This window comes from Brevibacillus sp. NPDC003359, assembly GCF_042878995.1.
GTDB lineage: Bacteria > Bacillota > Bacilli > Brevibacillales > Brevibacillaceae > Brevibacillus.
On record NZ_JBIAOR010000003.1, the window covers coordinates 294,323 to 321,105 of the forward strand.

Consider the following 26,783-nt stretch of genomic DNA (forward strand, 5'->3'; position numbering starts at 1 on the left):
GAGAAGTTGGTGATCATCCATGCTACAAGAAGAAAGACAGCAGCTGATCCTGCAAATGCTACAAGAAAATCAATCCGTTCGTATTGCAGAGCTATGCAGCCGATTAACGGTGACGCGCGAAACAATCAGGCGTGATTTGTATGAAATGGAGCAGCAGGGGCTACTCAAGAAGGTGCATGGTGGCGCTATTCTGAATAAAACCAACGTGGAGCCTCCTTATGCCAAGCGGAGTGGATTAAACTTGGAGGAGAAGGAGGCGATTGCGGTCGCCGCCGCCTCCTTGGTGGAGGATGGCGACGCGATCTATATTGATTTGGGCACGACAACACAATTGTTCGCCAAACACCTTTACCATAAAAAAGGAATTACGGTGATAACCAATGCGCTACTGGTGGCATTGGAACTATCTCTGCACCCGGATGCAAAGGTGATTATGAGTGGGGGTGAATTGCGCACAGGGGATCTGGCCATGTCCGGTCCGATCGCCAGGAAAAGCCTCGAGGGGTTGTATGTGGACAAAGCATTTATTGGTGTGGGGGGATTGGCAGCAGAAACTGGTTTTACGGATTACCATGTGGGCGAGTCAGACATCAGGCAGCTGATGCTTAATAACGCCAAAGAGACCTATGCACTGATTGATCATTCCAAAATAAATGTAACCGCTTTTATGAGGGTGGCAGAGCTATCCGACATCGACGTAGTGATTACAGATGAGGAACTACCCCAGTCTCTTGCTGGGCGGCTCGCTCAGGAAGGATTGCAAGTCATCGTTGCTAAGACATCTATGTAAAGCAAATGGTGAGGGAGGCAATCAATGGTGAAACAATCGGTACAAGCAAATGATTCGCAAGATATGCAAACGTATCATTATAAGCAAGAATTGAGACGGACATTAAAACTGTTCAGTTCGTTTGCCGTCGCGTTTTCTTTCATTTCCATTACCACAGGCATTTTTAGTAATTATGGATTTGTGCTTAGTACGGCTGGGCCGGCTGGTATCTGGACCTGGCCGATTGTAACCATTGGACATTTGATAGTGGCGATTATTTTTGCAGAGCTTGCCGGACGAATTCCATTGAGCGGTTATTCCTATCAATGGGTGACGCGTCTTGCCAACCCGGGGCTGGGTTGGTTTGCTGGCTGGATCGCCTTTTGCTTTCTCGTTATCGTGGTTCCCACAGTCGACTATGCGCTGGCGCCCATTATTGCCGAGATATTTGGCTGGGATACAGGCTCCATGACGCTGATCTGGATCGTGATTGGTACGCTGGTCGTACAAGCTTTATTAAACATTTATGGAGTGAAGCTGGCTACTCGCATTAACGATATCGCCGTATACACCGAAGTGATCGGTATGGTCGGGATCGTTGTGGTGCTGGGGGCAGTTGTGATGTACAACGGGGCGAATTGGAGCATGCTGACTGATATCGGTACCGCTGCGACTCAATCAGACGGTTCGTACCTAGGCGCTTTTATCATGGCAGCGCTGATGGGTTCCTTTACATTGGTAGGCTTCGAGGCTGCTGCGAATCTCTCTGAGGAGACGATCGATGCGAAGAAAACGGTGCCTCGTGCCATGATTTTATCCGTATTGTTGAGTGGTGTGATCGGTTTCTTGCTGTTGATTGTCATTTCTGTTGCCATAACGGATCTGCCGGCTGTGCTCGGTGCAGCGAATCCGATTCCGTACATTTTGCAAACAAGTCTTGGCTCTGCCGTATCCAGCTTCTTTCTGGTGCTTTGCCTCATTTCCATCTTCGCGTGCGGCTTGATCATCATGGCTTCCGCTTCCCGGCTCATCTATGCGTTGTCACGCGACAATGTATTTTTCGCTTCCTCCATCTTCAAGAAGGTATCTCCTCAGACTTCCGTACCAACAAACGCAGTATTACTTGTTTTAGTGCTTGGCATTCTCGCTGTGTTATTCGCTGATTCCCTGACCCTTCTGGTAGGGGCCACCTCCGTTCTGCCTGCACTTCTCTACCTGACAACGATTGCTGCTTATGCATGGAAACGCAAGGAACTGCCCAAATCGAAGTACTTTGACCTGGGCAAATGGCGCACACCGCTTACTTTCCTTGCTATCGCATGGTTGATCTTTGAGATTGGCATCCTGACCGTTCCAGAAAAATTCCATAGCGTAGCGATCGTGGCAGCTACCTTGCTGGCTGTTGGAGTCATTTTGTATCATCTCTTGTTCCGCAAAGGAATTGTGGAGGGGCGTATCGGGATTAAAGACAGAACATTCGGATTTGATGAAGAGAAAGAAGATCATTCAGCCTAGAATAATGAAAAAGGAGTCTGCTGTATGGAGAAGTATTTGCTGTCGATCGATCAGGGGACAACCGGGACGAAGGTGCTGATGGTAGATCGCCATGGACGAGTTGCTGCCGAAAGCTACCAGAAGCACACACAATATTATCCGCAGTCCGGATGGGTGGAGCATAACCCGGAGGAGATCTGGGAGAAGGTCTTGATGGGAGTCGCTGACGTGCTGCTCAAGGAACGTATCGAACCAGAGCAGGTGGAAGCGGTTGGCCTGGCCAATCAGGGAGAAACGGTTCTCTTCTGGGACTCGGTCAGCGGAGAGCCGCTTTATCCGGCAGTCGTCTGGTCGTGCCGCCGCTCCGATCAAATCGCCGAGCGCTGGAAGGCGGATGGCGTATGGGCACAGAAGGTGGCCGAGAAAACTGGACTTTTGATTGACCCGTATTTTTCCGCTACCAAAATTAGATGGATGATGGAAGAAGTGCCTCTGGTGCAAGAAAAGATCCGACAGCGGCAGGCTTATTGCAGCACGCTTGACTCTTGGTTGATCTGGCAGATGACAGGAGGCGCCTCGTATGTAACCGATGCTTCCACCGCTGCCCGAACGCTGTTGTTTGCTCATCGGCAGGGGAATTGGGATGAGGAGATATTGCGGTATTTGGAGATTGAGGAAGACTGGCTGCCGCAGGTTCGTCCAACAGTTGGCTCGTTTGGCAGTACAGATCCGGATAAATTTTGCGGCATCCAAGCACCGATTCTCGTCAGCCAGGTGGATCAGCCAGCCGCTCTTTACGGTCACCTCTGCATAGAGCCGGGTATGTCCAAATGCACGTATGGCACGGGTTGCTTCGCTTACATGAACGTCGGAAACGAGCCGCCTGCGACGAAAGAGAGCGGACTCTTGACGACGCTTGTCTGGAAACGCGGGGCGCAACATACTTATGCGCTTGATGGCGCGATTTATGCGGCGGGGTCTGCTATTGAATGGGGCAAGGAACAGCTTGGACTGTATCAAAATATAGACGAGCTGCAACGATGGTCGGAGCAGTGGTATGAAGAACTGCACAAGGGAGAAGACCCAAGCAATCTATTATTTATTCCTGCATTGAACGGGATCGGGACGCCGTACTGGAACTCGGAGGCGAGAGGCGTTTTTCTCGGACTCTCCCAGCATACTGACCGACCGCTGATGGCAAAATCGATGCTGGAAGGGATCGCTCATCGTGTAGCGGATGTGTTTATCACAATGGAACAGGCTGTCGGACAAAAGATTTCCGTCTTGCGTGTAGACGGCGGATTGACGCAAAATCCGTATTTGATGCAGTTTCAGGCAAATCTGCTGGGTGTTCCGGTTGAGGTGCCTGAGATCAACGAAACAACAGCGATGGGCATTGCGTTTTTACTCGGGGAAGAGTGTGGCTGGTGGACGGCGAACGATTTGGAAGCCCGAATGAAGGTAGGGCGTCGCTATGAGCCGAAGCTTGACGAAGCGGTGAGAAAAAAACTGCGTAATCGTTGGAACAAGGCGGTTCACTTTCTGTTACAGATAATCGAAGGATAAACATGAAAAAGCAACCAACAGCCAAGCGAGCATAATGCTCCGGAGGATGGTTGCTTTTTATTATTTCTTCAACTCGAATGAAGGCTCCCAGCCAAAGCTGTCAAACCACTGCTTTCGTCTAAAGTTCGAGAGAGCTTGTCTCACATAAGGAATGACGTTCGGGGGTAATTTATCCATGTCCATCCATACGAGCTCATCGCATTTATTTGGCTCGGCATTGATGATTTCTCCGCGCCATTCCGTGGCAGCGACAAAAAAATCGATGCGCTCATCATTGGAGCGACGATGCATGACGCCTACCATCTCTAAGCTCGCTGGATCGATGTCAATCCCGCATTCTTCTTTTGCCTCGCGGATCGCGGCTGTCTTCACTTCTTCATTCCCATCCAGATGTCCGGCGGGAACACTGTAATTGCCGTCTTCGTAGCCGGTGTTGTAGCGACGTAATAACAAGACTTGCGTGCCTCTCACCAGAAAAAGGTGAACGGCTACCTGCATCGCGAAACGCTCTTTCTGCATGCCAATTCTCCTCTATTAATGATATTCTTCCGGACGATGATTCTCGGCAGCTTGTCTGCGGCGTTCCATTCTGTTTTTTTTCAAAATAGGTGAGCTGGTCATCGCAAAGAGCAACATGCCAATTCCAGCAACACCTAAGACGATCCCGATAGTAAGATACAGGTAATTCATTGAAAAAGACCTCCTTAATTCATGGAAAGCGAACATGATTATGAATGGGAACTATGCTATAATGGCACAGTGTGTTTTTACCTGATTCTCGGTAGTAATTTCTAGAAAACGCAGGGAGGATTTTGCGAGATGACTCAGCATACGTCTGTTGATCAGCTATCCATTAATACCATCCGCACGTTGGCGATTGACGCCATCGAGAAGGCGAATTCCGGTCACCCGGGAATGCCGATGGGTGCAGCCCCTATGGCTCATGTTCTTTGGAGCAAATTCATGAAAGTAAATCCGAGCAATCCAAAGTGGATTGACCGTGACCGTTTTGTCCTCTCAGCAGGACATGGCTCTATGCTATTATACTCGATGTTGCATCTGATGAAATACGATGTTTCACTGGAAGACCTACATAACTTCCGTCAATGGGGTAGCAAAACGCCTGGTCACCCTGAGTTTGGACACACGGCGGGTGTTGACGCGACAACTGGTCCTCTGGGACAAGGAATCGCAATGGCAGTCGGTATGGCGATGGCTGAAAAGCACATGGCAGCCGTATACAACCGCAACAACTTTGACATCGTTGACCATTACACATACGTAATCTGCGGTGACGGCGACCTGATGGAGGGTGTATCCAGCGAGGCTTCTTCTCTGGCTGCTCACCTGAAACTGGGCAAAATGATCGTGCTCTACGATTCGAACGATATCTCTCTGGATGGCGAGCTTTCCCGTTCCTTCTCTGAAAATGTAGAGGGTCGCTACCAAGCGTATGGTTGGCAATACATTCGCGTAGAAGACGGCAATGATCTGGCTGCCATTGAAGCGGCAATCGCAGAAGCGAAAAAAGATTTGGATCGTCCTACCTTGATCGAAGTAAAAACCGTCATTGGATACGGAAGCCCGAACAAAGGCGGCTCCAGCTCTTCTCACGGCGCTCCACTCGGAAAAGACGAAGTGAAGCTGACAAAAGCAAGCTACGAGTGGCACCATGAAAATGAATTCCATGTACCACAAGAGGTTACCGACTTGTATACAGGCCTTGCTGATGCTGGCGAAAAAGCAGAAGCTGCTTGGCGCGACCTGTTTGCTGCATACGCGAGTGCGTATCCGGAATTGGCTCTGCAATTTACGACTGCACAGGAAGGGCATCTGCCTGCTGGCTGGGACAACCATATGCCAACGTATGAAGCTGGCGCGAAGCTGGCGACTCGTGTTGCTTCCGGTAATGCGATCAATGCATTGGCAACCAGCGTTCCGTTCTTCTTGGGCGGTTCGGCTGACTTGGCACATTCCAACAACACGGTGATTAAAGAAGCGGGCAACTTCCTGCCAGGTTCTTACGATGGCCGCAACATTTGGTTTGGTGTTCGTGAATTTGCGATGGGTGCAGCACTCAACGGTATGGCTCTCCATGGTGGCGTAAAAGTATACGGGGGTACATTCTTCGTATTCTCCGACTACGTGCGTCCGGCGATTCGCCTCTCCGCACTGATGAAGCAGCCTGTTGTTTACGTATTTACGCATGACTCCATCGCGGTTGGTGAAGACGGACCGACGCATGAGCCGATTGAGCAGCTCGCTTCCTTGCGTGCAATGCCTGGCTTGACCATTCTTCGTCCATCTGATGCAGTGGAGACGAACGAGGCTTGGAAATATGCTGTATCCCGCACAGATGAGCCAATCGTGCTGGTTCTGACTCGTCAAAACCTGCCAGTCTTGCCTGAGACGATCGAGAAAGCGGCAGAAGGTGTGAGCAAAGGTGCGTATGTCCTCGCAGACGCTCCAAGCGGCAATCCGCAGCTCATCCTGTTGGCAACTGGTTCTGAGGTATCCCTCGTGATGCAGGCGCGTGAGCAACTCCTCGCGAAAGGTATTGAAGCACGCGTTGTTTCCATGCCGAGCTGGAACCTGTTCGAGCGCCAGCCGAAAGAGTATCGCGACGCTGTGATCCCACCGTCTGTAAAAGCACGCGTGGCGGTAGAAATGGGCTCTCCAATGGGTTGGGAGCGTTACGCTGGCGATAGCGGTACGGTTATCGCAATCAATCAGTTTGGCGCATCTGCACCAGGTGATCGCATCATGAAGGAATACGGCTTCACGGTAGAAAACGTCATGGCTGAAGCAGAAAAACTGCTGAAATAAATGGTTTACCTTTAGGAAAAAGCCTATCTTCTGTTTAAGGAGATAGGCTTTTCCAGTGACAAACAAAGTTCAATATGGAATGATAGACTACGATCCAAAATAGAAACTTTTTTGAAATGGGACCGTCTATATAAGATGTGGGGGAGAGAGAGAAAACCAGGAGGTAAATAATGGCAGCAAAGGCCAAGAAGAAAGTCAGGAAGAAAAAGAACAACTTGCTGATGATTGCCGTATCGTTTGCAATATTCCTTTTCCTTAGTGTGATTGGGGGCTACTTCGCCCTGTTGTATGCGGGAGACCGGATGATTGAGCAAAACGTACAAAAGCTACAGGACTTAAAAGCAGAACCAACGGTCATATACGACAAAAACCGGAAAGAGATGACGAGTCTGATTCGTCAGAAGAACCGTATATACAAACCAATTAATGAAGTGCCAAAGGTTTTGATCGATGCTTTCCTCGCCGTAGAGGATAAGCGCTTCTATGAACACAAAGGCGTCGATATGGTTCGGATCGGTGGCGCCATTGTCAATGACATTAAAAAAGGATCGTTAGCTGAAGGGGGAAGTACCATTACCCAACAGCTGGCAAGAAACGTCTTTCTCACCCTAGACCAAACGTTCTGGCGTAAAACAAAAGAAATGAGTATTGCGATTGGTTTGGAGCGCAAGTACTCGAAAGATCAAATTTTAGAGATGTACTTGAACCGCGTTTATTTGGGCGAAGGGGAATTTGGGATAGAGGATGCTGCCCAGTATTACTTCGGCAAGTCGGTAAGCGATGAGAAGTTTACCGTTGCGGAAGCAGCGATGCTGGCGGCCATTCCAAAAGCACCGACCACTTATTCACCTTTTAACAATCCAGAAAAAGCAAAATTGCGTCGAGATACTGTCATTCGTCTGATGTATGAGCAAGGAATCATTACCGATGAGCAAAAAGACGCAGCTCAAGCAGAGGCATTGCCGACCAAACCGCACGAAGTGGCTGGTGCGAGCTTGAAAAAAGGCTATCGCGCGTTTTTTGACTATATGGTAGAAGAATCCGAAGCCACGTTCGGCGTGACAGAAGAAGAGCTGTACCGCGGAGGCTGGAACATTTACACGACCTTCGATCCGAAAGTACAGGATGCCATGGTAGAGGAATATGCCAATGCCAAAAACTTCCCGAAAGACGGTGCCAAGCGCGGTGTAGAATCATCCATGATTGTCATCGATGCGAAAACAGGCGGAATTGCCGGGATGGTGGGCGGACGCAACTATGCACCAAAAGGCTTTAACTATGCGACAGACATGAAGCGTCAGCCGGGCTCCAGCTTTAAGCCGATTGCGGTGTTCGCTCCAGCAGTAAATAAAGATATCAACAAATGGAACGCGAATTCGCAACTGAGCAACAAACGGCAGAGCTTCAATGGTTATGAGCCGCGCAACTACAATAACCAATACACGGAAACGGTGAGCATGAACCGGGCGATGATCGACTCCGCGAATATCCCGCCGGTTTGGTTGTTAAATGAAATTGGTGTACCAGAAAGCTTGGAATACCTCAAGAAAGTCGGCATTGAGCTGACTCCGAACGATCGAAACCTAGCAATTGCCCTCGGGGGCTTGAGTTTAGGTACGTCCCCACTGGAAATGGCTCAGGCGTACACGCCTTTTGTCAATGGAGGGGTAGTGTCTGAGACGCACTCGATCATGAAGGTGGAGAACAAGGACGAGGGTGTTGTCCGTGAATATAAGCCTAAGCAAACTGAGGCACTGAAGCCAGACGCAGCTTGGGAGATTCACACCATGCTGGAGAAAGCGGTTCAGGAAGGGACAGGGAAGGCAGCACGTATCTCTGGCCGCCATGTTGCAGGTAAAACTGGTACGACCCAATCGATAGCAGGCGACAGCAAAGCAAACAAGGATGCTTGGTTCGTCGGATATACACCGGAATATGTCGGTGCCGTTTGGATGGGCTTCGATCCAGAAGACAAACAGCATTTGATGCACCAAGGAAGTAGCATGACAGCGCAAATGTTCTCCAAAGTGTTGGCAACATCCTTAAAAGGAGTGCCGTCAACGGACTTCGTTCGACCAGCAGGAGCGGTAGAACATAAAGAGGTGGAAGTAGAATCAGAGCTCCAATTGGCTGCAGACATGTCGATGGATCCAAGTACCAATAAATTGATGGTTGTGCTTAGTTGGATTGGTGGAGCTGACGGCGATACGTACGATTTGTACCGCATTAGCGAGAACGGTGAAAGACAGCTCATCTCTGCGGGGATGAAGGAAACCTCTTATGTAGATGTGCTGGATAGTCCGAAACAGTACCGTTATCAAGTCGTTCCGAGAAATGCGCAAGGTGAGGTAGGGACACCATCAAAAGAAGTCCCAATCGACTCCAAGAAGCTGGAGAATCTGATCAATCAAGATCCTGGTCATAACGAGGAAGGCAACGGTCAGGGGCAAAATCCAGATGGTACGGAAAATGGCAACGGTGAAATTCCACCTGACCAAGGTACCGGAGGAAATGGTGAGCATACAAATAATGGAGATGGTAGCCAAACGCCAACTCCGGGAACAGGTGAGGTTCCACCGGACATCGTGAATCCGGATCCTAGTCAAACAGATGGTTCCTCGAACGAAATTAAGCTGCCACCACCTCCACAAGAGGAAGGGCAGAATCAGTTCCCAGATGCATCGAATGGCTAAAGATTAGCCCTGAAAGAACCATTCAAAACCGATTCGACTATTTGCACAACTTCTTTCGCGTGGTACAATACCAATAAATCGGGAGACAGGGGGGACAGTCCATGTCTGGCTACGCACAAAGGGATCTACCCACATTTTTCAAAGAACAGTTACACCAAACCAAGGTGAATTTTGAGCGAGCTCTTGACTGTAAACACACCGATTTCGATGACCTTTACCCATACATGAACGAGCAGCCACAGTTCTTCTGGTACAAACGTTACGTGGCTTGGTCAGAATTGTTGACCGTCGTACGTCTAGCTGAACAATTGGGTATTGAGTGGACAGAGGATTTCAGTGAGCAGCAGGTAGAATTCATTCAAGGCAAGGTTCTGCAAGGAAAAGTGCTCGATTATTGGAACCCAGAAGAAGAACAAGAAGAAGCGATGAGGGAATTGGAAGAAGAAAAATAAATGTGATAGTAAAAAGATGGCGCGTTCCCACTTACGGGAACGCGCTTTTTTGCGTGCGCGAAGCAAAGCTCACTTTTCTACTAGCGGTGTCTAAAATGTCATACATGTTTATGGAATTTTGTAAAAAAATGTATACATTCTCACTCTTCTTATCTGTTATATGTGTTGGCACCATAATTGCAATTCTAACTGCGTGTGTGTTTAGTAAATTTCGAATGGAAAGAAGGTGAACTAGTACAAATCAAAATTCGGCTTCCTCGCAGCAATCGAAACTACGGTTACCATTCAAAGGAGGTTTGCTCATTCATGAAGAAAAAGTGTCACACGGTACACACAAGCCGCATAATGGCTGGTGTCCTTCTCTCGACGTCATTTCTATTTGGAACGGTTGGAACTCCTGCTCAAGCATTGGCAGCCAAGGATTATTCAAATGCGATTGGAAGGGATGGGCATCAAAACGTTCCGCCTTCTGGAAAATTTGTGGAGAGAACGCTGGACCCGATCACTTTGTTTCAGCATCAATCCAGTGACGAAGCAGGAGAGCATCCGCATCCAGTGGAGCCGACCTGGAGTGTAGAGGAGCAAGAGTCTTCTAGCAAAACGCATCAGATCATGAAGGCAAATGCCCAGAAGTACTCGATGTCCGATTTGAACAGGCTCAGCTATGAGGAATTAATCAATGTACTGGTGACGGTCAACTGGGAGCAGATTCCTGAATTATTTAATTTTACTCCTGACTCGTATGCCTTTTACAACGATCGTCAACGCGTTCAGGCCATCATAGATGCATTGGAAGCAAGAGGTAGACAATACTCCAGCAGCGATTCCAAAGGAATAGATACTCTGGTTGAGGTATTACGATCTGGATATTACCTCGGCTACTACCATCAGGAATTATCCTATCTCAACCAGAGAAACGAGCATAAAAAAGTGCTTCCAGCTCTGCACGCCATTGCAGACAATCCGAATTTCAAATTGGGAACAGATGTTCAAAATGAGGTGGTAGGTGCATTCGGTGGACTTATAGGAAACACTACTGTAAGCGCTTCCCTCGTGGAGAAAGCTGCGCCAATCATTCGTCAATACGAAGAACAGATGGATACTTTCATTACACAACGGAGTGCGGGTAATGCTGTATTCCGTATCATGGGCCAGTTTAGCTACATTCTGATGTGGAGACTGGATGAACAGACCAAGCAACAGGAGTTTTACGGCAAAATCGATACGTATCTGAACGAGTTGGGAAATCTCGCCTTGCACGGTGATGCGGATGAGGAGAAAGAATGGGTTCTTGACAATGGATTTTATCACAGTGCTTATTTGGGAGAATATCATTCCAATCCGAATAAGGGCAACGAGGTTCTCACAGAGGCGTTAGAGCTTTATCCGTATGTGGGACTTCAGTATATGCAGGCAGCGAAGCTTATTCTGACGGTCTACGGCGGAAAAGACGCGCAGGGAAGAGACATCCAGTTCAACAAGATTCGTGAGGATGCCATGGAAAAGTATCTGCCCAATGAATATACGTTTGATGACGGAAGCATTGTCATGAAAACAGGGGGTGATGTCACCGAAGAAAAAGTAAAACGGTTATATTGGGCGGCAAAAGAGGTAAAAGCTCAGTTCCATCGGATGGCAGGACGAGATGAACCGATGGAAGCAGGGAACCCAGACGATATTTTAACCATTGTCCTTTACAATAGTCCCTCAGAGTACAAGATGAACAACCCCTTGTATGGCTATGAAACGGACAACGGGGGCATGTATATTGAGGGGAAAGGAACATTCTTCACATACGAACGAACACCACAGCAGAGTACGTACACACTGGAAGAGCTGTTCCGCCATGAATTCACGCACTATTTGCAAGGTCGCTACGCCATACCTGGCTTGTGGAATGAAGGTCCGATTTACAAAGACGAGAGACTGTCGTGGTTTGAAGAAGGGGGAGCGGAACTCTTTGCAGGCTCCACGCGTACAACAGGGGTTCAGCCACGAAAATCAATGGTCGGCAATCTCATTCGTTTTGGACAGGACAATTGGTATACGGCCTCCCAAACTTTGCACGCACGCTACGGCACATGGGACTTTTATACGTATTCGTACGCCTTGCAGTATCACATGATGAAAGAAGACTGGAACAAGCTGGATGATATCATGGATTACATAGAGGCCAATAATGTTGACGGTTATGACCGATTAATACGTACGCTAAGCGACGACTCAGCACTAAATTGGGATTACCACCGTACCATGGATTCGTTGGTAGACAGTTATCCTGATCTGACAGTGCCGCTGGTGTCGGATGATTACTTGGTGACGCCGGACCCTAAAGCAAGTGCAGCAATCTTTCAGGAAATTAAAGATGCCACCGGATTGCAAAATGTGTCTACAAACAGGCACAAATCAGAGTTCTTCCAAACCTTTACGTTGACAGGGACGTACACGGGCACACAGGCAGAAGGGGAGAAAGAAGACTGGGAAACGATGAATCGCATAACAGACGAGTTTCTAACCACGCTGACTTCCCATCCATGGAACGGCTACAAAACCGTAACCGCCTACTTTACCAACTACAGAGTAAATGCGTCCAATCAGTTTGAATATGATGTCACGTTCCACGGGGCACTTCCAGAGCAGGGAGATGGAGAGAACCAGCCACCTGTTATTGTTATGAGCGGACCTTCCAAAGCAGCCGTAAACGAGAAAGTGACGTTTAGCAGTAACGGAAGCTCCGATCCGGATGGCAGCATCGTATCCTATCTGTGGGAATTTGGAGATGGTACAAGCAGCAGTGATGCCAATCCTACGCATGTTTACGAAAATCAGGGTGAATATACCGTGAAACTGCGAGTAACGGATGAGAAAGGAGCGGTTACTGCGAAATCAATTAGCATCACGATCGAGGAGCAGGGTGGAGAAATCCGGGAAAAGGAACAAGAGCCAAACAACAGCTTTTCAGAGGCAAATCTGTTGAAAAGCAATGTGGAGCTGAGCGGTCAAACAAGCAAACAAGACGACAAGGACATTTTTGCCTTGAACGTATTGGGCAACGGAACAGTGAAAATCAACGTAACGAGTGAGCATGATACTGGTCTGAACTGGGTCGTTCACCACGAGGATGATCTGAACGACTATATCGCTTACCCCGCTACTTCAGGAAAAACGCTGTCAGGTGAGTTTGAAGCATCTCCGGGTACCTATTATTTGTCTGTGTACAACTTTAACGGTGAAACCATTCCTTACAAAGTAACCGCGGAATTGCCTGAAGCAGGATCAGAAGCAACCGAAACCGAGCCGAACAATTCATTCGATGAGGCAAATGCGCTACACATGGGTGAAGAGCTAAGTGGTCAAACTGATCGTACAGATGACAAGGACACCTACATCATTCAGGTTGAAGAAGAAGGGATCGTTCGAGTTACGGTAAATAGCGAGCAGGACGAAGGCTTAAACTGGGTGGTGTTCCATGAAGATGATCTCGATACGTATCTCGCCTACCCCGAAAACGTAGGTAAGAAACTGACGAGAGAATTTGAGGCAAAACCAGGGAAATATTACTTGTTAGTCTACAACAATAACAACACGACAATCCCGTACAAAGTGATCGTCAACGCAGAGTAACCTCATGTGAATTCCCCCCATTCATAGGAAAAAGCCCTTTCTACGCCTTTTTATAAAGGAATAGAAGGGCTTTTTTCGTTTGATAAGCGTCTGGTAAAAATCAGCGCGTAACGGGATAGCGTTCCATACGTCTTTTCTTTACGTAGCCTGAGAATTAATGGAGCCAATTGTAAATGACTTGTGGCGTCTCTTCCTCAGGGCCAGCCGGGAGAACGAATGGAACAGGGTTGCTCCAAGGCTGGGCAGAGGACGGGGCATTGGAGATAATGAATTCTGTCCCCAATGAAACAAAGCTGTACAGCTCCTCGACAGTGGCATTGTACAAGCGAACACATCCGAGCGAAACGGATGAGCCGATGCTCTCGGGATGGTTTGTCCCGTGGATGACATACCCGTTCTCCTGAAAGACCATGCCCCTCGTTCCATAAATATTGTCATGTCCGCGGGGCTGATTGATTTTTTGTTGAATGGTATAGTAGCCTTCGGGTGTAGAACCGTTTTTGCCTATGGCTACGGGATAGCTGCGTACCAGATGGGAACCGCTGATGAGCTTCATCGTATGTGTCGAGGTAGACAAGTGAAGCTGTAACGGTTCGAAAGGCGCCACTGGCTCCGGATAGCCGGGAAGCGGCAGCACATTGCGCAAGCTGTCCCATGCGGACTCTGGCAAGAAGGCTTTGGGATGATATGGATAGCTTTTTAACAAAAGTCTCTTTGGCGGCACTGGAATTTGCGGCAAATAATTGCCTGGATAAGCGCCAGCCAGGTCAGACAGCTGGGCAGGCAACGTACCCGTTTGCTGATAATAGCGATACAAGGCGTTTCGCAAGATTAGTACATGCTGGAGGGTTAGCTGCTCATCCGTGAGTTCTGCCTTACCTGTGGCAAGTGTCGGTTCTCGTTCCAACTGCACAGGTTTATCCCACCATTTTTCACTGAGTACAGTCCGACTCGTCGGATTGTAACGCAAGATGCCTCGGACTTCGCGCGGCTGATAAAACAGCAAGGGACGAAACAACGGCGAACCAGGTACTTCTGGGACAACCATCACTGTAAAAGGCTGCGTAAGAGCAGGACGCCGGGACTCTACATAGTGCCGGACCTGTTCAGATAGCTCACGGGCACTGAGTGTAGGAGGAACTGCGATGACCTCGACATGTGGCTGCGTTTGTGCTGTTGTCGGTACGGGCTGTTTGGCAGCCTGGGGTGTTGTCTTGGTTGACGCATCTCTCAACAGTCCTGGAGAAAAAGCGAATTGAAAATAGAGAAACAAGAGTGAAGCCAAGAGTAAACGTGTTCGTTGGCCCCACGTATTGCGCTGTCGCTCCCGCAAGAGTTTGGAATAAGTGTCACGCGTCTCGTTGTAATACGGGCCTTGTTTGGATACCAGACCACGCCTGTACGCTTCGAGAGCCTGTTCCGTGTTTCCTTGTGCCTCTCGCTCTTGGCCAAGGTGAAACCAGCCGATGGCTTCATTTGGATACTGAGTCGTATACCACCGGTAAAAGGCGAGGTCGCTCTGATCCGGATATTTCATATGAAATGTACTTTTTTCCTGAAGAAAGGAAACCTTGTCCACGGATACTTCTCCCCCAAATAGATGGCGTTCAAAAAGGCGCCCTTATAAGGTTGTATCGGCGTGTATCGGGAAAATAATGAGAGTGGAGGTCAAAAATTGGTCTATTTACGAACGATCAAGATGCTGCGAGAAAAATTTCCTAACACGAAAGAATATCCGTTTCACCTGCCATCCTTGCGCAAGCTGAAAACCATTGACCTTGAAGCGAGTGTCACTTTTTTCGTAGGAGAAAATGGCTCAGGTAAATCTACGATGCTCGAAGCGGTTGCCTATCAATGCGGGTTTCATACAGCTGGTGGGTCGCGGAACAATTATTATGAGGTAGATCGCTCGGAGTCGAGCTTGGGTGACTACATACGCCTTTCCTGGCTACCCAAAATAACGAATGGCTTTTTTCTGCGGGCGGAGAGCTTCTATCATTTTGCCAGTCATATTGACGAGACTGAGCGCATTCGTGGAACAGGGTATTCTGGCTACGGCGGACGTTCTCTGCATAACCAGTCGCACGGAGAATCTTTTTTCGCTCTATTTGCTAACCGTTTCAATGGTAGGGGCATCTATTTACTAGACGAGCCCGAGGCTGCTTTGTCCCCCAAGCGTCAGATCGCCTTCCTGTACCTCATGCAGGACTTGGTGGAGGAAGGGGCCCAATTTATCATCGCGACGCATTCACCGATACTACTGGGCTACCCAGACGCAAAAATTTTCAATTTCGATGAATCCCCCGTCCAAGAGGTGAATTATCGGGACACGGAGCACTATCAATTAACGCGGAGATTCCTGGAGAATCCGGCTATCTTTTTAAATGAAAAATAATTTTCATTCTTCCTGTCACAAAAATCGCCTTGGCGGTTTCTATTAGATGAACGAGGCAGTAGAGGCATTCGTCAATGGCGCACGCAGGAAGGAGGAATCCAGTGGGGGTGCAAGCAAACCTGGTGATGAACCATGCTCGAGTAGAGGATCAAGCAGATTCCTTTCAAGAATTGTTTACGACCTATTATCCGTTTGTGGTCAGACAGATCATGCGAATTGTGAAAGATCAACAAACGGCAGAAGATATTGCACAGGATGTGTTTCTCTCCTTTTACCATACCGATCGCACGGTGATAGAACATATCCCGGCATGGCTGTCCAAGTCCGCGCTCTACGCAGCGTATAATTATCTTCGTTCAGAAAAACGCAGGTACGCAAGACAAGAGCGGAGTGCATCCGAGCAAGAGCACGTCAGTCCTTCTACAGAAGAGATGTGGTTTGCAAAAGAGTCCCAGAGTATCGTCCGCGATGTGCTAGAAGAGCTAGACGAGCGGGAACGAACCTTGCTGGTCATGAAATATTCCGGATTTCCTTATGCGGAGTTGGCTAAAGCGACGGGGACGCAGATCAGCTCGGTGGGAACACTTCTCGCGAGAGCGAAAAGTAAATTTCGTACCATCTATGGCCGGATGAGGGGGGAAGAGGAATGAAATGTGCTGATACAGGCCTTATTCAGGCGTTCTTGGACGGTGAATGCAGCTCAAAAGAAAGTGAGCAATTCCTGCTTCATCTGGAGTACTGTGAAACCTGCCGTACACAGCTGGACGAATTGTCCGCGTTGGATAACTGGACGCGTGAGAAGATGGAGCATGCTTTTTCCGAGACAAACGATGTGAATGTCAATACGGAAGCAGCGTGGCAGCGATTTTCGCAAACAATCGAGAAAACGACTGACACATATGCAAAGGATCGACAAGCGATAACCAATCGAGCAACAATCAGAAGGAGCTGGAATCAGATGAACAAGCAAACAAAAAGATGGGTGACAGGCGCTTCGGCAGCAGCAGTATTAGCTGTGTCCCTGTCTTTCCCCCAAGTACAAGCAGCAGCGAACGATTTTCTGTCCATTTTCCGCATGGATAAAGTAGAGTTCGTCAAAGTGACGCAACAGGATTTGCAAGAGCTGGAACGATGGATCGCAAACGGCAATGTGGGCGAGATGGAACTGAATGGAATCGGAAAAATCTGGATTGATGAAAACGATCAAGAGAAACTTGAGCAAAGAAGCTACTATTACAACAACAAGGAATCAGCTGAAAAGGCTGGCGTGAAGCTGCCACAGCTGCCAAAGGACGTCACGGTGGATAGCGTAAACATCCAATCTCCTTATACCATGCACATGGAGATCGATGCCGAGCGTGCAAACAAACTGTTGGCTCAATTGCAGGTAGAGGCGCGCTTTGACGAGAAGCTGAGTGGAAAACGCTTCTCCTTGAAGATTCCACAGATGCAGAACATCTGGATGACCGCAGGAAAAGAAAGCTTTGGCTACTCAGTCGTGGACGCACCTGAGCTAACTGCTCCAGAGGGAGTCGATCTGGCACAGCTTCGCGAGACACTCTTGGCCCTGCCGTTCATTCCGGATCAAGTGAAAAAGCAGATGATTAGCATCGAAGACTGGCAGCATACCCTCCCTGTACCATACATGGCAGACGGCGAGAGCAAGATGAAGGAAGTAAAAGTGAACGGTCAAAACGGAATGCTGATCACAGGTGAATACAATGCACATCTGATGTGGCAGCAGGATGGACAGATTCACATGCTGGAAGGCAGCGAAAAGAACGCTGATGGGCTGTTGGATTTTGCAAAACAACTGAAATAAGTAAACAAATAGTGGGGCATTGGCAGAGTTTTCCTGAAGGAGGAGGGCTCTGCTTTGTCCCGTTTGCAATGGAGAAAGTGAGGTAAGCGATGTCAGATTATGTGATAGAGACCTGGGAGTTGACCAAGCAATATAACGGTAAAGCCGGCTGCAAAAATATTACGCTACAAGTACCGCGCGGCTCCGTATTTGGTTTCCTCGGTCAAAATGGAGCGGGTAAAAGTACCTTTGTCAGGACGATGCTCGGGTTATTGCACCCGACGGATGGCAAAGCGGTCATGCTTGGGCAGCCGATTGGCAGTGTAGAATCGCGAAAAAAGGTTGGGTATTTGCCAGAGCTGTTCCGCTATCCGGATTGGTTGACGGGCCAGCAGCTCTTGGAGCATCATGCCGAGTTGTGCGGATTAACACATCGCGAGAGCAAGTCAGTGATAAAAAATGTCGTCGAGCTGGTCGGAATGGCTGGACGCGAGCGTGAACGCATCCGGGGCTATTCCAAAGGGATGCAGCAGCGTATCGGGATTGCCTGCGCCCTCTTATCCGATCCGGAGCTGATCTTCCTCGATGAGCCGACCTCCGCACTGGACCCAATCGGGCGAAAAGAAGTACGTGAGCTGATCGCGCGGCTGCGTGACCAAGGAAAGACGGTTTTTCTCAACAGTCATCTACTGAGTGAAATGGAGAGCGTGTGCAACTACGTCGGGATCATTCACCGTAGTGAGCTGGTCGTACAAGGCGATTGGCGCAAGCTGAGCACCGTCCAACCACAAATTGAATTGACAGTGGACAAGGATAGCGCGGGCTTTCATAACGAGCTTCCTTCCTTCGTCACAGAGAGTCGTCTCGTAAGACAAGAGGAAAACCGTGATACATGGTTAATGACGCTGGACCAGGACAATCGGGTACCCGCTCTGTTGCAACAGGTGATTGCTTCAGGGGCTGGGGTACATGAAGTCGTGCGCAAGCAGCAATCACTGGAAGACGTATTCCTGTACTGGGTGCAGCGAAAGGAGGGGGAACGACATGTGGCCGATCATCAAAATCACGTATAGAGAAATGATCTCCAAGCGTATTTTCACGATTACGCTGATCATGTCGCTGGCCTTCCTGCTGCTGTTTGGACTGGCAACAGGCTATGCGATTAAGGAAATGAAGGAATCGTTCGGGAATGCAGGTCCAGAAGCATTGCTGCAAAAAAACTTCTTTTCCACTCAGCTCTTGGGGATGGGCTTGTACTTTGGCTCCGTAATTACGGCACTCTTGGCGATTTTGAGCAGTGTAGGAAGCATTGCCTCTGAAATCGAAAGTCATCAAATCGATACGTGGCTGGCACGAGCACTTCCTCGCTACAAATATGTGCTGGGGAAATTTTTCGGGTTGGCAAGTATGTTGGGGCTGTACGCACTCCTGATGTTCGTCGGGCTATTGGGAATCAACCAATGGGTGGGTGAGGGTATGCTGGCTGTTCAGGTAGATGCTGGTCAAATCCTGAAAGCAGCTGCCTTCTTCGTAAGCATGCCGATCATCCTTGTTTGTGTAGCGATGTTCTTAAGCAGTATGACCACCACAGTGACGGGTGGTATTATCCTGATCATTCTGTACGGGATCAGCTTCGTTGGCGGCTTTATTGAGCAGCTCGGTGCGGTCTTTAGCAATAGCTCGCTTACCAACATCGGGATTATTTCCAGTCTGCTCTTTCCGGCCGATTCATTGTTCAGGCAAGCGACGCTTTCGTTATTTGATTCTGCTGACGATCCGCTGTCCTTTGCTTCGCAAGGAATTTTCGGTACGACTTCTCCTCCGAGTACTGCTATGCTCATCTACACCATTTTCTATGGCATCGTGGCGCTGGGGCTGTCCATTCGGGTGTTTCAAAAGCGAGATGTATAAGAAAAACAAGAGAACGGCTGAATCATGCCGTTCTTTTTCTTTTCGAAAGCTGGGTCTATCGATCCAGCCGAGCAAACCACTGTCTATATGCTGGACTACACGCCGACAACGGGCGGAGAAGTCGTGAAAAACTATAAATGGTTTGTAGGCAGCGAGCTATCCGCTAAATAACGACATTTAATTGTTGTACTATCGTTCCCCGTTAGTTCAATGTTTTAAATCTGTTCCTATGACAATTGTTTCGCGATCTCCCAGGCATGTCCTGCCGGATCGATGAATGAAGCCGTTCGCACTCCCCACGGCCGGTCGAATGGACCGTTCAGTAGAGCAACCCCACGTTTTTTCAATTCTTCACAGACCTCATCCACGTCATCGACCCAAATGGTGAGTAGGAAACGGAATCCGGATTCACGTGTTGCGACTGTTCCCGGTTTCATCAATTCGTGTGACTCGGAAATATCCAAAAGGTTCACGCTCATATTCCCGAAGTTAAACACCGACGAGACCTCGTCTTCATATACGGCTTGAAATCCGAATACTTCCATATGAATTGCTTTCTTTTTCACTAAATAAATGGAGGCAGGTCTTTCGGGGCTAATCGCTCCATTCTTTCACATAAGCCGCGCATTCCTTTCGGATGGTGTCGTCGGCATTCAGCCTTCGAATCATCGGCATATACGAATCTGTCTCGAACTCATAGTCGGAAACTGCGAACAAGACGATGATGTCGCGACCAACAGCACTGGAAAAGATGCCCGAGCGTACCAGTTCTTCCAGCACCTCGATACACACGTTTCGTACAACGCCTCCCGAAACGCCACGAAACGGCCGCTTTCATGTCTTGCCGAGGGCTCCTCAGTCAGGATGAAACTTCGCAACTTCGCGCAAATCGCGCCGAAGGCCTCATCAGCCCCTTGACCTTCGAACCTCCATTCCGCAGGCTCGTATTTGAAATACAGCGCATGTTCCGGATCGCTCTCGACAATTCTATCAAGATGCGCTTCGGTATTGACAGCAGGGCAGACCGTCATGGCGAAGGCATTTAAGGACACTAGTGTTGCTAAAGGCAACATAATTTTCCCATGCACCAGGGCAAAGGGCTATTAGGCTCCAGGTCCCTAAAGAAAAACACCATTTCTATGCAAATATTCAAAAAAATTATTTTGCACTTGAAACTTACGTAACGTAATGAATTATGATGTAGATACCGGTAAAAACCTCGCGCGAAAACGTACGCTAAGCTTAAAAATGAGAGGGAGTTGAAGAGAATGACGAAACAAACACGAATTGGTAAAACAGATTTAATTGTCAATCCAATCGGACTTGGAACAAGCGCTGTAGGTGGCCACAATATTTATCCCAATTTAAATGAAGAAGTAGGACAAGATTTGGTGCGGGCTGCGATCAACCATGGAGTGAATTTTTTAGATACAGCGTTTTTTTATGGAACAGGACGTTCAGAGGAGCTAATAGGTGAAGTGATAAAAGAAGCAGGAAAGCGTCATGAACTTGTCCTTGCAACAAAAGGTGGCCTTACACTTGTCGGCAATGATGTTACCATGGATAATTCGCCTGCTTATTTAAAACAAGCCGTTGAAGATAGTTTGAAAAGGCTACAAACAGATTACATAGATTTATTTTATATTCATGCACCAGATGAGGATACACCAAAAGATGAGGCGGTTGGAGTCTTAAAACAGCTAAAGGACGAAGGTAAAATTAGAGCAATTGGCGTTTCTAACTTCTCACTGGAACAATTGAAAGAAGCAAATAAGGATGGTTATGTCGATGTATTACAGGGAAACTACAATCTGCTGCAGCGTGAAGCGGAACAAGAATTCATTCCATATACGACAGAGAATAATATCTCGTTTATTCCATACTTTCCACTAGCATCAGGCTTGCTTGCCGGTAAATACAATAAGGATATGGCATTCAATGATCTACGCAAAGATATGCCTCACTTCCAGGGCGATAAATTCAAAAAAAATCTAGAAAAGGTAGAGCAGCTCCGTAAAATTGCAAATAAAAAAAATACCGAAGTTGCTCATATAGTCCTTGCTTGGTATTTAACACATGATTCAATTGATGTTGTCATTCCCGGAGCACAAAGAGCAGAGCAAGTGCTGGATAATTTAAAAACATTAGACGTCCACCTGACAGAAGAAGAAATCAACGAAATTGATCGTATTTTTAAATAGGTTCTCGGTGGCGAACCTTCGTACTACTGCCCTTTCGTATTATGAGGTTAGCCAGTTTAAAGCCTTTATTTTCACTGTCTATTAATTTATTTTTCTAATTTTAATACGCTATTTATTCGAACATTTGCAATTGAATTCGGTTCAGCAAATTCCAATATTGTTCAACCATGACCGATGCCGGATACGGCATCGAATGGGTAATCCACCATTCCAATACACCCACTCCCGCTGAAATTAAAAATTGCACCGTAATATCCTTGTTCAATTTCCGATCGAGATTGATCGAATCCAGATGCTCGCTCAGACTTTGCCGGAACATTGTCTCCATTTGGTTTCGGAAAACCGCGTTACCCTTGCTCTTCAGCATTATGGAATAGAAAGAAGCATGCTGCTCCAAATATTCAAACGTGCGCTGTAGCGCGGTTTTGGAAGTGAGATGAACCAAGCCCTCTTCAGGCATACAATTGCGCAGTAACTGGTTAATTTGATCTTCCATACATTGATCGAGTAGATCGTACTTATCAGCGAAATGCAAATACACCGTTCCTCGATTGACATTCGCTTCCTCCGCAATTTGATTGACCGTCATGCTCTCGAAGTCCTTTTCTGACATCAGCCTCATAAAAGCATTCATAATCGCTTGCCTCGATTTTTGAATACGTCTGTCCATATCGTTCTCCCCTTTATCCTATATAAAATGAACATATTGAAGCCCTCTGTTGAAAAATCAACAACCGGGCTTGTTTTAACCATTGGACATCATCTATCGCTCTGATACGTTTTTACTATATAAAACACATGTTGAAAATTCAACTTATGTTCAATTTAAGAGGAGGCATAATCATGAAAGCTATTGCTTTGACAAGCTTTGGAATCCCCGAAGTACTAGAGGAACTGGAAGTGCCAGTTCCCACACTCACCGATACACAAGTTCTAGTCGAAATGCGCGCCTCTTCCATTAATCCTGCGGATATTCTAATGCGCAGCGGCGCGATTCTTCAGAGTCCGATGGCTGATAAATTTCAGGCTCGACTGCCGATCGTTCTTGGTTTTGATGTAGCCGGCATCGTAAAAGAGGTTGGCGAAAAAGTGCGTCATTTCAAGTCGGGGGATCGTGTCATGGGCTTGGTTCCGATGGGTTCCTACATGGACTACGTTGCGGTGGAGGAAGATCATCTTGCTGTTATCCCGGAGAGTCTTTCCTTCGAAGAGGCAGGCGCCGCGCCTGCGGTTGCCCTGACAGCTTGGCAAGCGCTGTTTGAGCATGGCCGTCTCCAACCGAGACAACGCATCCTTGTTCATGCCGGTGCCGGAGGTGTGGGACATGCGGCGGTCCAGTTGGCCAAGCAACATGGAGCATATGTTATCGCAACCGCGAGGGACTATAATCATGATTTCGTCAAAGGACTCGGTGCGGACGAGGTGTTCGACTACACGAAAGTCGACTTTGCCGCCAAAATAACCGATCCTATCGATATCGTGGTTGATTCCGCTATGGACCCATCCACAATCGGTACCGGGCTACCAGGAGATCGGGGAGAGAAAAACTACTCGGTCATCAAGGATGGCGGCTCCTATATTTCAGTGGTGGCATTTACGATCAATCAATATCCAAAGGTCCGGGGCATTGACGCGCATTTCTTCCATGCAAGACCCAACCGTGCCGATTTTGATTCTATTGCTCGCCATATGCAAAAGAACAAGTTGAGTATCCACATCAATGAGACCTATCCCTTTACTGCTCAGGGCCTGCTTCAGGCGTACCGCAAAAGCGAAGAGCTGCCGAAACGGGGGAAAATCGTCATATCGAAAAGCATGGGGTAAACATCTTGCTCAGTGAAATGGGATGTCTCAAAAGTAAGTTTGCGCACTTGACGGATAGCTTGCCTGATCAAATCATTTTGCAAAAATAAAGCAATGGCGGTGCTGGGTTCCCCCTCACTGCCATTGCTTGTTTCCGTCTTCTTGAGCAGATAATATTACGATTACAGCTATTGAAATGTTGCGTTAATCTGCCCTTTAGTTCAGCAGAAGACTTTACCCTAAAAGTACCGCCTATACAACTCCCGTCGACGTTAGGCTAATTTCTACTAGCTTCACTATGTTGGGGAGGGATTAATCCGTATTTTGAATTTGTTGAACTAGTGAAACCCGTTACTTCAACGATCAATTTGGAAAGGTCGACTCAGAAAGTAAGTCTGGTTCAAGCTTCCAAATATTCATTCCCTTTTTCGTCTCAACAAACGACCATTTCGAGTCCATATAATAATTATTGAACTCAAGATTTGACGGGCATGCGGAGAATATCGGGAAACCAATTTGTGATAGTAGATATCTCATGAGATTCTTATGACGATACTGTTTCTCTACGGCAAACTGATAAAGAGAGATTGTGCCGTTTTTCTTTAGGTAGATTCTTGCTGCTGCGATAATGATGTCTTCTATATTCATAACAACAACAGATCGTCTTTTTACGGCCGCTCGAAGTCCTAATGGGCAAAGAAACTCCTCATTGTACACTGCCTTATTCTCGCGAGTGATATGTTTTGAAAAAAATGACTCAAGTTGTTTAATATCCTCAACCACGGCAAATCTTAAGTTCAATTTTTAACCACTTCCCCAAACAGTTTACTTTCCAATCCATACGAAAACATCTCCATCAGGAATTTCCATTACAGCAACATGCCCGGATTTTCCAATCGTCTCCAAAAGCATGGATGAGAGTTTGCGTAGCAGTACGCACCATTTCCGATGTAAGATAACATGTATTTTTCCCTCTTTCTAAAAATAATAGTTTTCATATTATAGACTTCGGCGAACCTCTTTTTCTGACAGCTCATATTTGATCTGTTGTTGAAATCTAAAAAAGGAGGTGATTATCAAAACGTCTTCCATCCTACTAATCTGCCCGTTAGCTTAATGAGTCTCATCTAAATTCAAGAGTTAAACCCACTCCAACCTCCAATACATTCGCCACATCTGATAATGCAATTTTCGATTTCAAATCTGTACAATGACAAGCATGTAAATATTTCGGTTTGACAGTCTGAAAATATTCCACGGTTTTATTCATCTGATATTCTCCAGGGTTTAGCAGATGAAATCCTCCGATTATATCGAGAATCCTATCGTCTCCACAAACTTTTTTGGCATATTCAATGGTATTGCAGATTCCTGAGTGTGAACATGCAACAATGATGACGCCATGCTGCTGCATAAAGATGCTCCTCCTGCTTATCAGATATCGGATTGGGAATACAACCGGATATGCCAGGAAATGACCGACCACCTACAGGAAAAAATGGAGCATCGAATCATAGATGACTATCGCGCCAAGCTCGTTTATTTTGACGGACGTAAGGTTTCTCTATTATTATTTCTGTCCATAAAGTTCTAGACTCCCGCTGTATTATTGAACTAACGATCCCGGTAGTTTTGTTGAATCTGTCACGGGAAATGAATAAGCCCCCAGTGCAGGGGCAGTTTCCTATTTTCATGCGCCGATCACCATATTCGCATGTCGTGATTTTTATGGTGTTAATAGAGGAAATGCGGTTAAAACAGTTTATGCGCATATTCTATTCGGATTTTTAAGAACATTGTTATAATGACAGCACAATATGAAAGCGCATTCGTTATGGTTGCTACAACATCATTGTAAGCGTATTCTTGCGAGGGGGAACTAGCGTATGCTGGCATTACTTGGATTTCTCATGGTAGCTGTTTTTATGTACTTGATTATGTCGAGACGGCTTTCGGCATTGGTTGCTTTGATTGTTGTTCCTGTTGTTTTTGCGTTGATTAGCGGATTTGGTTCTACAGAAATTGGCGATATGATGCTTTCAGGTATCAAGAAAATTGCGCCTACGGGAATTATGCTATTGTTCGCCATTCTATACTTTGGAGTCATGATGGACGCGGGTCTGTTTGATCCATTAATTAAGAAAATCGTGAAAATTGTGAAGGGTGACCCACTGAAGGTGATTGTAGGTACAGCGATTCTCGCTACCTTGGTCGCACTGGATGGAGATGGAACCACGACGTATATGATTACCGTTACCGCGATGCTGCCTTTGTATCGCAAGCTGGGAATTAGACCGATGATATTGGCAGTCGTGCCGATGCTCGCACTCGGTGTTATGAACATGACGCCTTGGGGTGGACCGACAGCACGCGTCATGAGTGTACTGCATATGGATGTTACCGAAATTTTCGTCCCTGTTATTCCTGCGATGATTGGCGGAATTGCGTGGGTGATGATCGTAGCCTGTATTCTGGGCAAACAAGAGCGTAAGCGTCTGGGGATTATTGAGATAGCAGATGAAGATTTGCAATCGCTTGCAGGACAAGAAGTAGCGGCGACAGATGAGACTGCTGCAATGAAACGCCCGCGCCTGATCTGGTTCAATCTGTTGCTGACAGCAGCCCTGATGGTCGGTCTGATTATGAGCTTCTTGCCTTTGCCGACGATGTTCATGCTCGCTTTTGCCATTGCCCTGTTTATTAACTACCCGAAAATGCAAGATCAGAAAGAGCGGATTGCAGCCCACGCGGCTAATGCATTGGCTACGGTATCCATGGTTTTCGCTGCGGGAATCTTTACAGGCATCCTGACTGAAACGAAAATGATCGATGCGATGGCGAGCACACTCGTATCCTGGATTCCGGATTCACTTGGTTCCCATATGCCTCTACTCGTAGCGCTGACAAGCATGCCGTTCACGTATTTCATGTCTAACGATGCGTATTACTTCGGGATCGTTCCAATCCTGGCAAATGCAGCAGCAGCTTACGGAATCGATCCTGCGGAAATTGGTCGCGCTTCCATCCTGGGTCAACCGCTGCATGTACTCAGCCCGCTGTTTGCAGCACAGTACCTGTTGATCGGAATGGTTGGGGTCGATTATGCAGAAACCCAAAAGTTCATCCTGAAATGGGCGTTTGGAACATCGATCGTGATGATTGCTCTTGCTCTTCTTACCGGAGTCATCTCATTCTAGTCAACTATATGAAGGAAGAAATAAAAAAAGAGGCCCGCTCGCGGCCTCTTT

At 47.5% G+C, this 26,783-nt stretch carries 23 protein-coding genes and 2 pseudogenes; 16 read left to right on the plus strand and 9 right to left on the minus strand.

The annotated features are described in order from the left end of the window. Positions 1 to 19 precede the first annotated feature (19 nt). Genes ACFYU8_RS13100 through ACFYU8_RS13110 form a run of 3 tightly spaced genes read left to right on the plus strand, consistent with a single transcriptional unit; the run spans position 20 to position 3,829 of the window. The gene (locus tag ACFYU8_RS13100; RefSeq protein WP_390299317.1) at positions 20 to 790 is read left to right on the plus strand and encodes a DeoR/GlpR family DNA-binding transcription regulator; all 771 of its coding nucleotides are present in this window, start codon (positions 20 to 22) and stop codon (positions 788 to 790) included. A 24-nt stretch (positions 791 to 814) separates the two neighbouring features. Then, positions 815 to 2,284 carry an amino acid permease gene (locus ACFYU8_RS13105; protein WP_390299320.1) on the plus strand — a complete coding sequence of 490 codons (1,470 nt, stop codon included), beginning with the start codon at positions 815 to 817 and terminating at the stop codon, positions 2,282 to 2,284. Positions 2,285 to 2,308: 24 nt separating this feature from the next. Then, positions 2,309 to 3,829 carry an FGGY family carbohydrate kinase gene (locus tag ACFYU8_RS13110; RefSeq protein WP_390299323.1) on the plus strand — a complete coding sequence of 507 codons (1,521 nt, stop codon included), beginning with the start codon at positions 2,309 to 2,311 and terminating at the stop codon, positions 3,827 to 3,829. A 60-nt stretch (positions 3,830 to 3,889) separates the two neighbouring features. Here the strand turns inward: ACFYU8_RS13110 and ACFYU8_RS13115 are convergent, their stop codons facing one another. Next, on the minus strand, positions 3,890 to 4,348 hold the full coding sequence (locus tag ACFYU8_RS13115; protein WP_390299327.1) for an NUDIX hydrolase: 459 nt from the start codon (positions 4,346 to 4,348) through the stop codon (positions 3,890 to 3,892). Positions 4,349 to 4,363: 15 nt separating this feature from the next. After that, positions 4,364 to 4,519 carry a hypothetical protein gene (locus tag ACFYU8_RS13120; protein WP_390299330.1) on the minus strand — a complete coding sequence of 52 codons (156 nt, stop codon included), beginning with the start codon at positions 4,517 to 4,519 and terminating at the stop codon, positions 4,364 to 4,366. Between the two features lie 129 nt (positions 4,520 to 4,648). Here ACFYU8_RS13120 and tkt point away from each other — a divergent pair, with 129 nt between their 5' ends. The 4 genes from tkt to ACFYU8_RS13140 all read left to right on the plus strand — a co-directional run bounded on the left by tkt (position 4,649) and on the right by ACFYU8_RS13140 (position 13,424). Continuing rightward, a complete protein-coding gene (gene tkt / locus ACFYU8_RS13125) occupies positions 4,649 to 6,655 on the plus strand; it encodes a transketolase (protein WP_390299333.1) in 2,007 nt (668 codons plus the stop codon). A 170-nt stretch (positions 6,656 to 6,825) separates the two neighbouring features. Next, positions 6,826 to 9,348 (plus strand): transglycosylase domain-containing protein, encoded by a 2,523-nt coding sequence (locus ACFYU8_RS13130; RefSeq protein ID WP_390299336.1) that lies wholly within the window; start codon positions 6,826 to 6,828, stop codon positions 9,346 to 9,348. Positions 9,349 to 9,449: 101 nt separating this feature from the next. Next, positions 9,450 to 9,800, plus strand: a complete 351-nt coding sequence (locus ACFYU8_RS13135; RefSeq protein WP_106837823.1) for a hypothetical protein — start codon at positions 9,450 to 9,452, stop codon at positions 9,798 to 9,800. A 306-nt stretch (positions 9,801 to 10,106) separates the two neighbouring features. Continuing rightward, positions 10,107 to 13,424: a collagenase gene (locus ACFYU8_RS13140; protein ID WP_390299339.1), complete on the plus strand. Its 3,318-nt coding sequence runs from the start codon at positions 10,107 to 10,109 to the stop codon at positions 13,422 to 13,424. Between the two features lie 154 nt (positions 13,425 to 13,578). Here the strand turns inward: ACFYU8_RS13140 and ACFYU8_RS13145 are convergent, their stop codons facing one another. After that, on the minus strand, positions 13,579 to 15,003 hold the full coding sequence (locus tag ACFYU8_RS13145) for a L,D-transpeptidase family protein (RefSeq protein ID WP_390299342.1): 1,425 nt from the start codon (positions 15,001 to 15,003) through the stop codon (positions 13,579 to 13,581). A gap of 96 nt (positions 15,004 to 15,099) precedes the next feature. On the opposite strand from ACFYU8_RS13145, the gene ACFYU8_RS13150 reads away from it, so the two are divergent. The 6 genes and pseudogenes from ACFYU8_RS13150 to ACFYU8_RS13175 all read left to right on the plus strand — a co-directional run. Next, positions 15,100 to 15,819, plus strand: coding sequence for an AAA family ATPase (locus tag ACFYU8_RS13150; protein ID WP_390299345.1), 720 nt, complete (start codon positions 15,100 to 15,102; stop codon positions 15,817 to 15,819). A 101-nt stretch (positions 15,820 to 15,920) separates the two neighbouring features. Next, the gene (locus ACFYU8_RS13155; RefSeq protein WP_390299348.1) at positions 15,921 to 16,469 is read left to right on the plus strand and encodes an RNA polymerase sigma factor SigX; all 549 of its coding nucleotides are present in this window, start codon (positions 15,921 to 15,923) and stop codon (positions 16,467 to 16,469) included. After that, entirely contained in the window at positions 16,466 to 17,641 is a 1,176-nt protein-coding gene (locus ACFYU8_RS13160; RefSeq protein WP_390299351.1) for an anti-sigma factor family protein, read from the plus strand. The genes ACFYU8_RS13155 and ACFYU8_RS13160 overlap by 4 nt, the downstream gene beginning before the upstream one ends. A gap of 89 nt (positions 17,642 to 17,730) precedes the next feature. Beyond that, entirely contained in the window at positions 17,731 to 18,693 is a 963-nt protein-coding gene (locus ACFYU8_RS13165; protein WP_390299354.1) for an ABC transporter ATP-binding protein, read from the plus strand. Next, entirely contained in the window at positions 18,665 to 19,531 is an 867-nt protein-coding gene (locus ACFYU8_RS13170) for an ABC transporter permease subunit (RefSeq protein WP_390299357.1), read from the plus strand. The genes ACFYU8_RS13165 and ACFYU8_RS13170 overlap by 29 nt, the downstream gene beginning before the upstream one ends. 54 nt (positions 19,532 to 19,585) lie before the next feature. Continuing rightward, positions 19,586 to 19,702, plus strand: a pseudogene (locus tag ACFYU8_RS13175) (DUF1541 domain-containing protein); the annotation flags it as partial. A 56-nt stretch (positions 19,703 to 19,758) separates the two neighbouring features. Here the strand turns inward: ACFYU8_RS13175 and ACFYU8_RS13180 are convergent. The 3 genes and pseudogenes from ACFYU8_RS13180 to ACFYU8_RS13190 form a co-directional block, all read right to left on the minus strand. Then, on the minus strand, positions 19,759 to 20,076 hold the full coding sequence (locus tag ACFYU8_RS13180; protein WP_390299360.1) for a VOC family protein: 318 nt from the start codon (positions 20,074 to 20,076) through the stop codon (positions 19,759 to 19,761). A gap of 49 nt (positions 20,077 to 20,125) precedes the next feature. Further along, on the minus strand, positions 20,126 to 20,323 hold the full coding sequence (locus ACFYU8_RS13185; RefSeq protein WP_390299363.1) for a DUF4303 domain-containing protein: 198 nt from the start codon (positions 20,321 to 20,323) through the stop codon (positions 20,126 to 20,128). Positions 20,324 to 20,373: 50 nt separating this feature from the next. Then, positions 20,374 to 20,604 (minus strand): annotated as a pseudogene (locus tag ACFYU8_RS13190) (DUF4303 domain-containing protein); the annotation flags it as partial. A gap of 195 nt (positions 20,605 to 20,799) precedes the next feature. On the opposite strand from ACFYU8_RS13190, the gene ACFYU8_RS13195 reads away from it, so the two are divergent. Then, entirely contained in the window at positions 20,800 to 21,732 is a 933-nt protein-coding gene (locus ACFYU8_RS13195; protein ID WP_390299366.1) for an aldo/keto reductase, read from the plus strand. Positions 21,733 to 21,844: 112 nt separating this feature from the next. Here ACFYU8_RS13195 and ACFYU8_RS13200 read toward each other — a convergent pair whose 3' ends face one another. Beyond that, positions 21,845 to 22,402, minus strand: a complete 558-nt coding sequence (locus ACFYU8_RS13200; protein WP_390299369.1) for a TetR/AcrR family transcriptional regulator — start codon at positions 22,400 to 22,402, stop codon at positions 21,845 to 21,847. Positions 22,403 to 22,575: 173 nt separating this feature from the next. Between ACFYU8_RS13200 and ACFYU8_RS13205 the strand changes: the two genes are divergently transcribed. Then, complete coding sequence (locus ACFYU8_RS13205) at positions 22,576 to 23,556, plus strand: NADP-dependent oxidoreductase (RefSeq protein ID WP_390299831.1); 981 nt, start codon at positions 22,576 to 22,578, stop codon at positions 23,554 to 23,556. A 342-nt stretch (positions 23,557 to 23,898) separates the two neighbouring features. Here the strand turns inward: ACFYU8_RS13205 and ACFYU8_RS13210 are convergent, their stop codons facing one another. Further along, on the minus strand, positions 23,899 to 24,336 hold the full coding sequence (locus ACFYU8_RS13210; protein WP_390299372.1) for an N-acetyltransferase: 438 nt from the start codon (positions 24,334 to 24,336) through the stop codon (positions 23,899 to 23,901). A gap of 322 nt (positions 24,337 to 24,658) precedes the next feature. Next, positions 24,659 to 24,949, minus strand: coding sequence for a hypothetical protein (locus ACFYU8_RS13215; protein WP_390299375.1), 291 nt, complete (start codon positions 24,947 to 24,949; stop codon positions 24,659 to 24,661). Positions 24,950 to 25,421: 472 nt separating this feature from the next. Between ACFYU8_RS13215 and ACFYU8_RS13220 the strand changes: the two genes are divergently transcribed. Then, positions 25,422 to 26,732, plus strand: coding sequence for a CitMHS family transporter (locus ACFYU8_RS13220; RefSeq protein WP_390299378.1), 1,311 nt, complete (start codon positions 25,422 to 25,424; stop codon positions 26,730 to 26,732). Positions 26,733 to 26,783: the final 51 nt, after the last annotated feature.

Coding starts and splice junctions, on each gene's coding strand:
- ACFYU8_RS13195 (WP_390299366.1), top strand. CDS start 20,800: ATGACGAAACAAACACGAATTGGTAAAACAGATTTAATTGTCAATCCA.
- ACFYU8_RS13115 (WP_390299327.1), bottom strand. CDS start 4,348: ATGCAGAAAGAGCGTTTCGCGATGCAGGTAGCCGTTCACCTTTTTCTG.
- ACFYU8_RS13160 (WP_390299351.1), top strand. CDS start 16,466: ATGAAATGTGCTGATACAGGCCTTATTCAGGCGTTCTTGGACGGTGAA.
- ACFYU8_RS13200 (WP_390299369.1), bottom strand. CDS start 22,402: ATGGACAGACGTATTCAAAAATCGAGGCAAGCGATTATGAATGCTTTT.
- ACFYU8_RS13105 (WP_390299320.1), top strand. CDS start 815: ATGGTGAAACAATCGGTACAAGCAAATGATTCGCAAGATATGCAAACG.
- ACFYU8_RS13165 (WP_390299354.1), top strand. CDS start 17,731: ATGTCAGATTATGTGATAGAGACCTGGGAGTTGACCAAGCAATATAAC.
- ACFYU8_RS13100 (WP_390299317.1), top strand. CDS start 20: ATGCTACAAGAAGAAAGACAGCAGCTGATCCTGCAAATGCTACAAGAA.
- ACFYU8_RS13140 (WP_390299339.1), top strand. CDS start 10,107: ATGAAGAAAAAGTGTCACACGGTACACACAAGCCGCATAATGGCTGGT.
- ACFYU8_RS13110 (WP_390299323.1), top strand. CDS start 2,309: ATGGAGAAGTATTTGCTGTCGATCGATCAGGGGACAACCGGGACGAAG.
- ACFYU8_RS13135 (WP_106837823.1), top strand. CDS start 9,450: ATGTCTGGCTACGCACAAAGGGATCTACCCACATTTTTCAAAGAACAG.
- ACFYU8_RS13130 (WP_390299336.1), top strand. CDS start 6,826: ATGGCAGCAAAGGCCAAGAAGAAAGTCAGGAAGAAAAAGAACAACTTG.
- ACFYU8_RS13220 (WP_390299378.1), top strand. CDS start 25,422: ATGCTGGCATTACTTGGATTTCTCATGGTAGCTGTTTTTATGTACTTG.
- ACFYU8_RS13180 (WP_390299360.1), bottom strand. CDS start 20,076: ATGGAAGTATTCGGATTTCAAGCCGTATATGAAGACGAGGTCTCGTCG.
- ACFYU8_RS13120 (WP_390299330.1), bottom strand. CDS start 4,519: ATGAATTACCTGTATCTTACTATCGGGATCGTCTTAGGTGTTGCTGGA.
- ACFYU8_RS13170 (WP_390299357.1), top strand. CDS start 18,665: ATGTGGCCGATCATCAAAATCACGTATAGAGAAATGATCTCCAAGCGT.
- ACFYU8_RS13205 (WP_390299831.1), top strand. CDS start 22,576: ATGAAAGCTATTGCTTTGACAAGCTTTGGAATCCCCGAAGTACTAGAG.
- tkt (WP_390299333.1), top strand. CDS start 4,649: ATGACTCAGCATACGTCTGTTGATCAGCTATCCATTAATACCATCCGC.
- ACFYU8_RS13215 (WP_390299375.1), bottom strand. CDS start 24,949: ATGCAGCAGCATGGCGTCATCATTGTTGCATGTTCACACTCAGGAATC.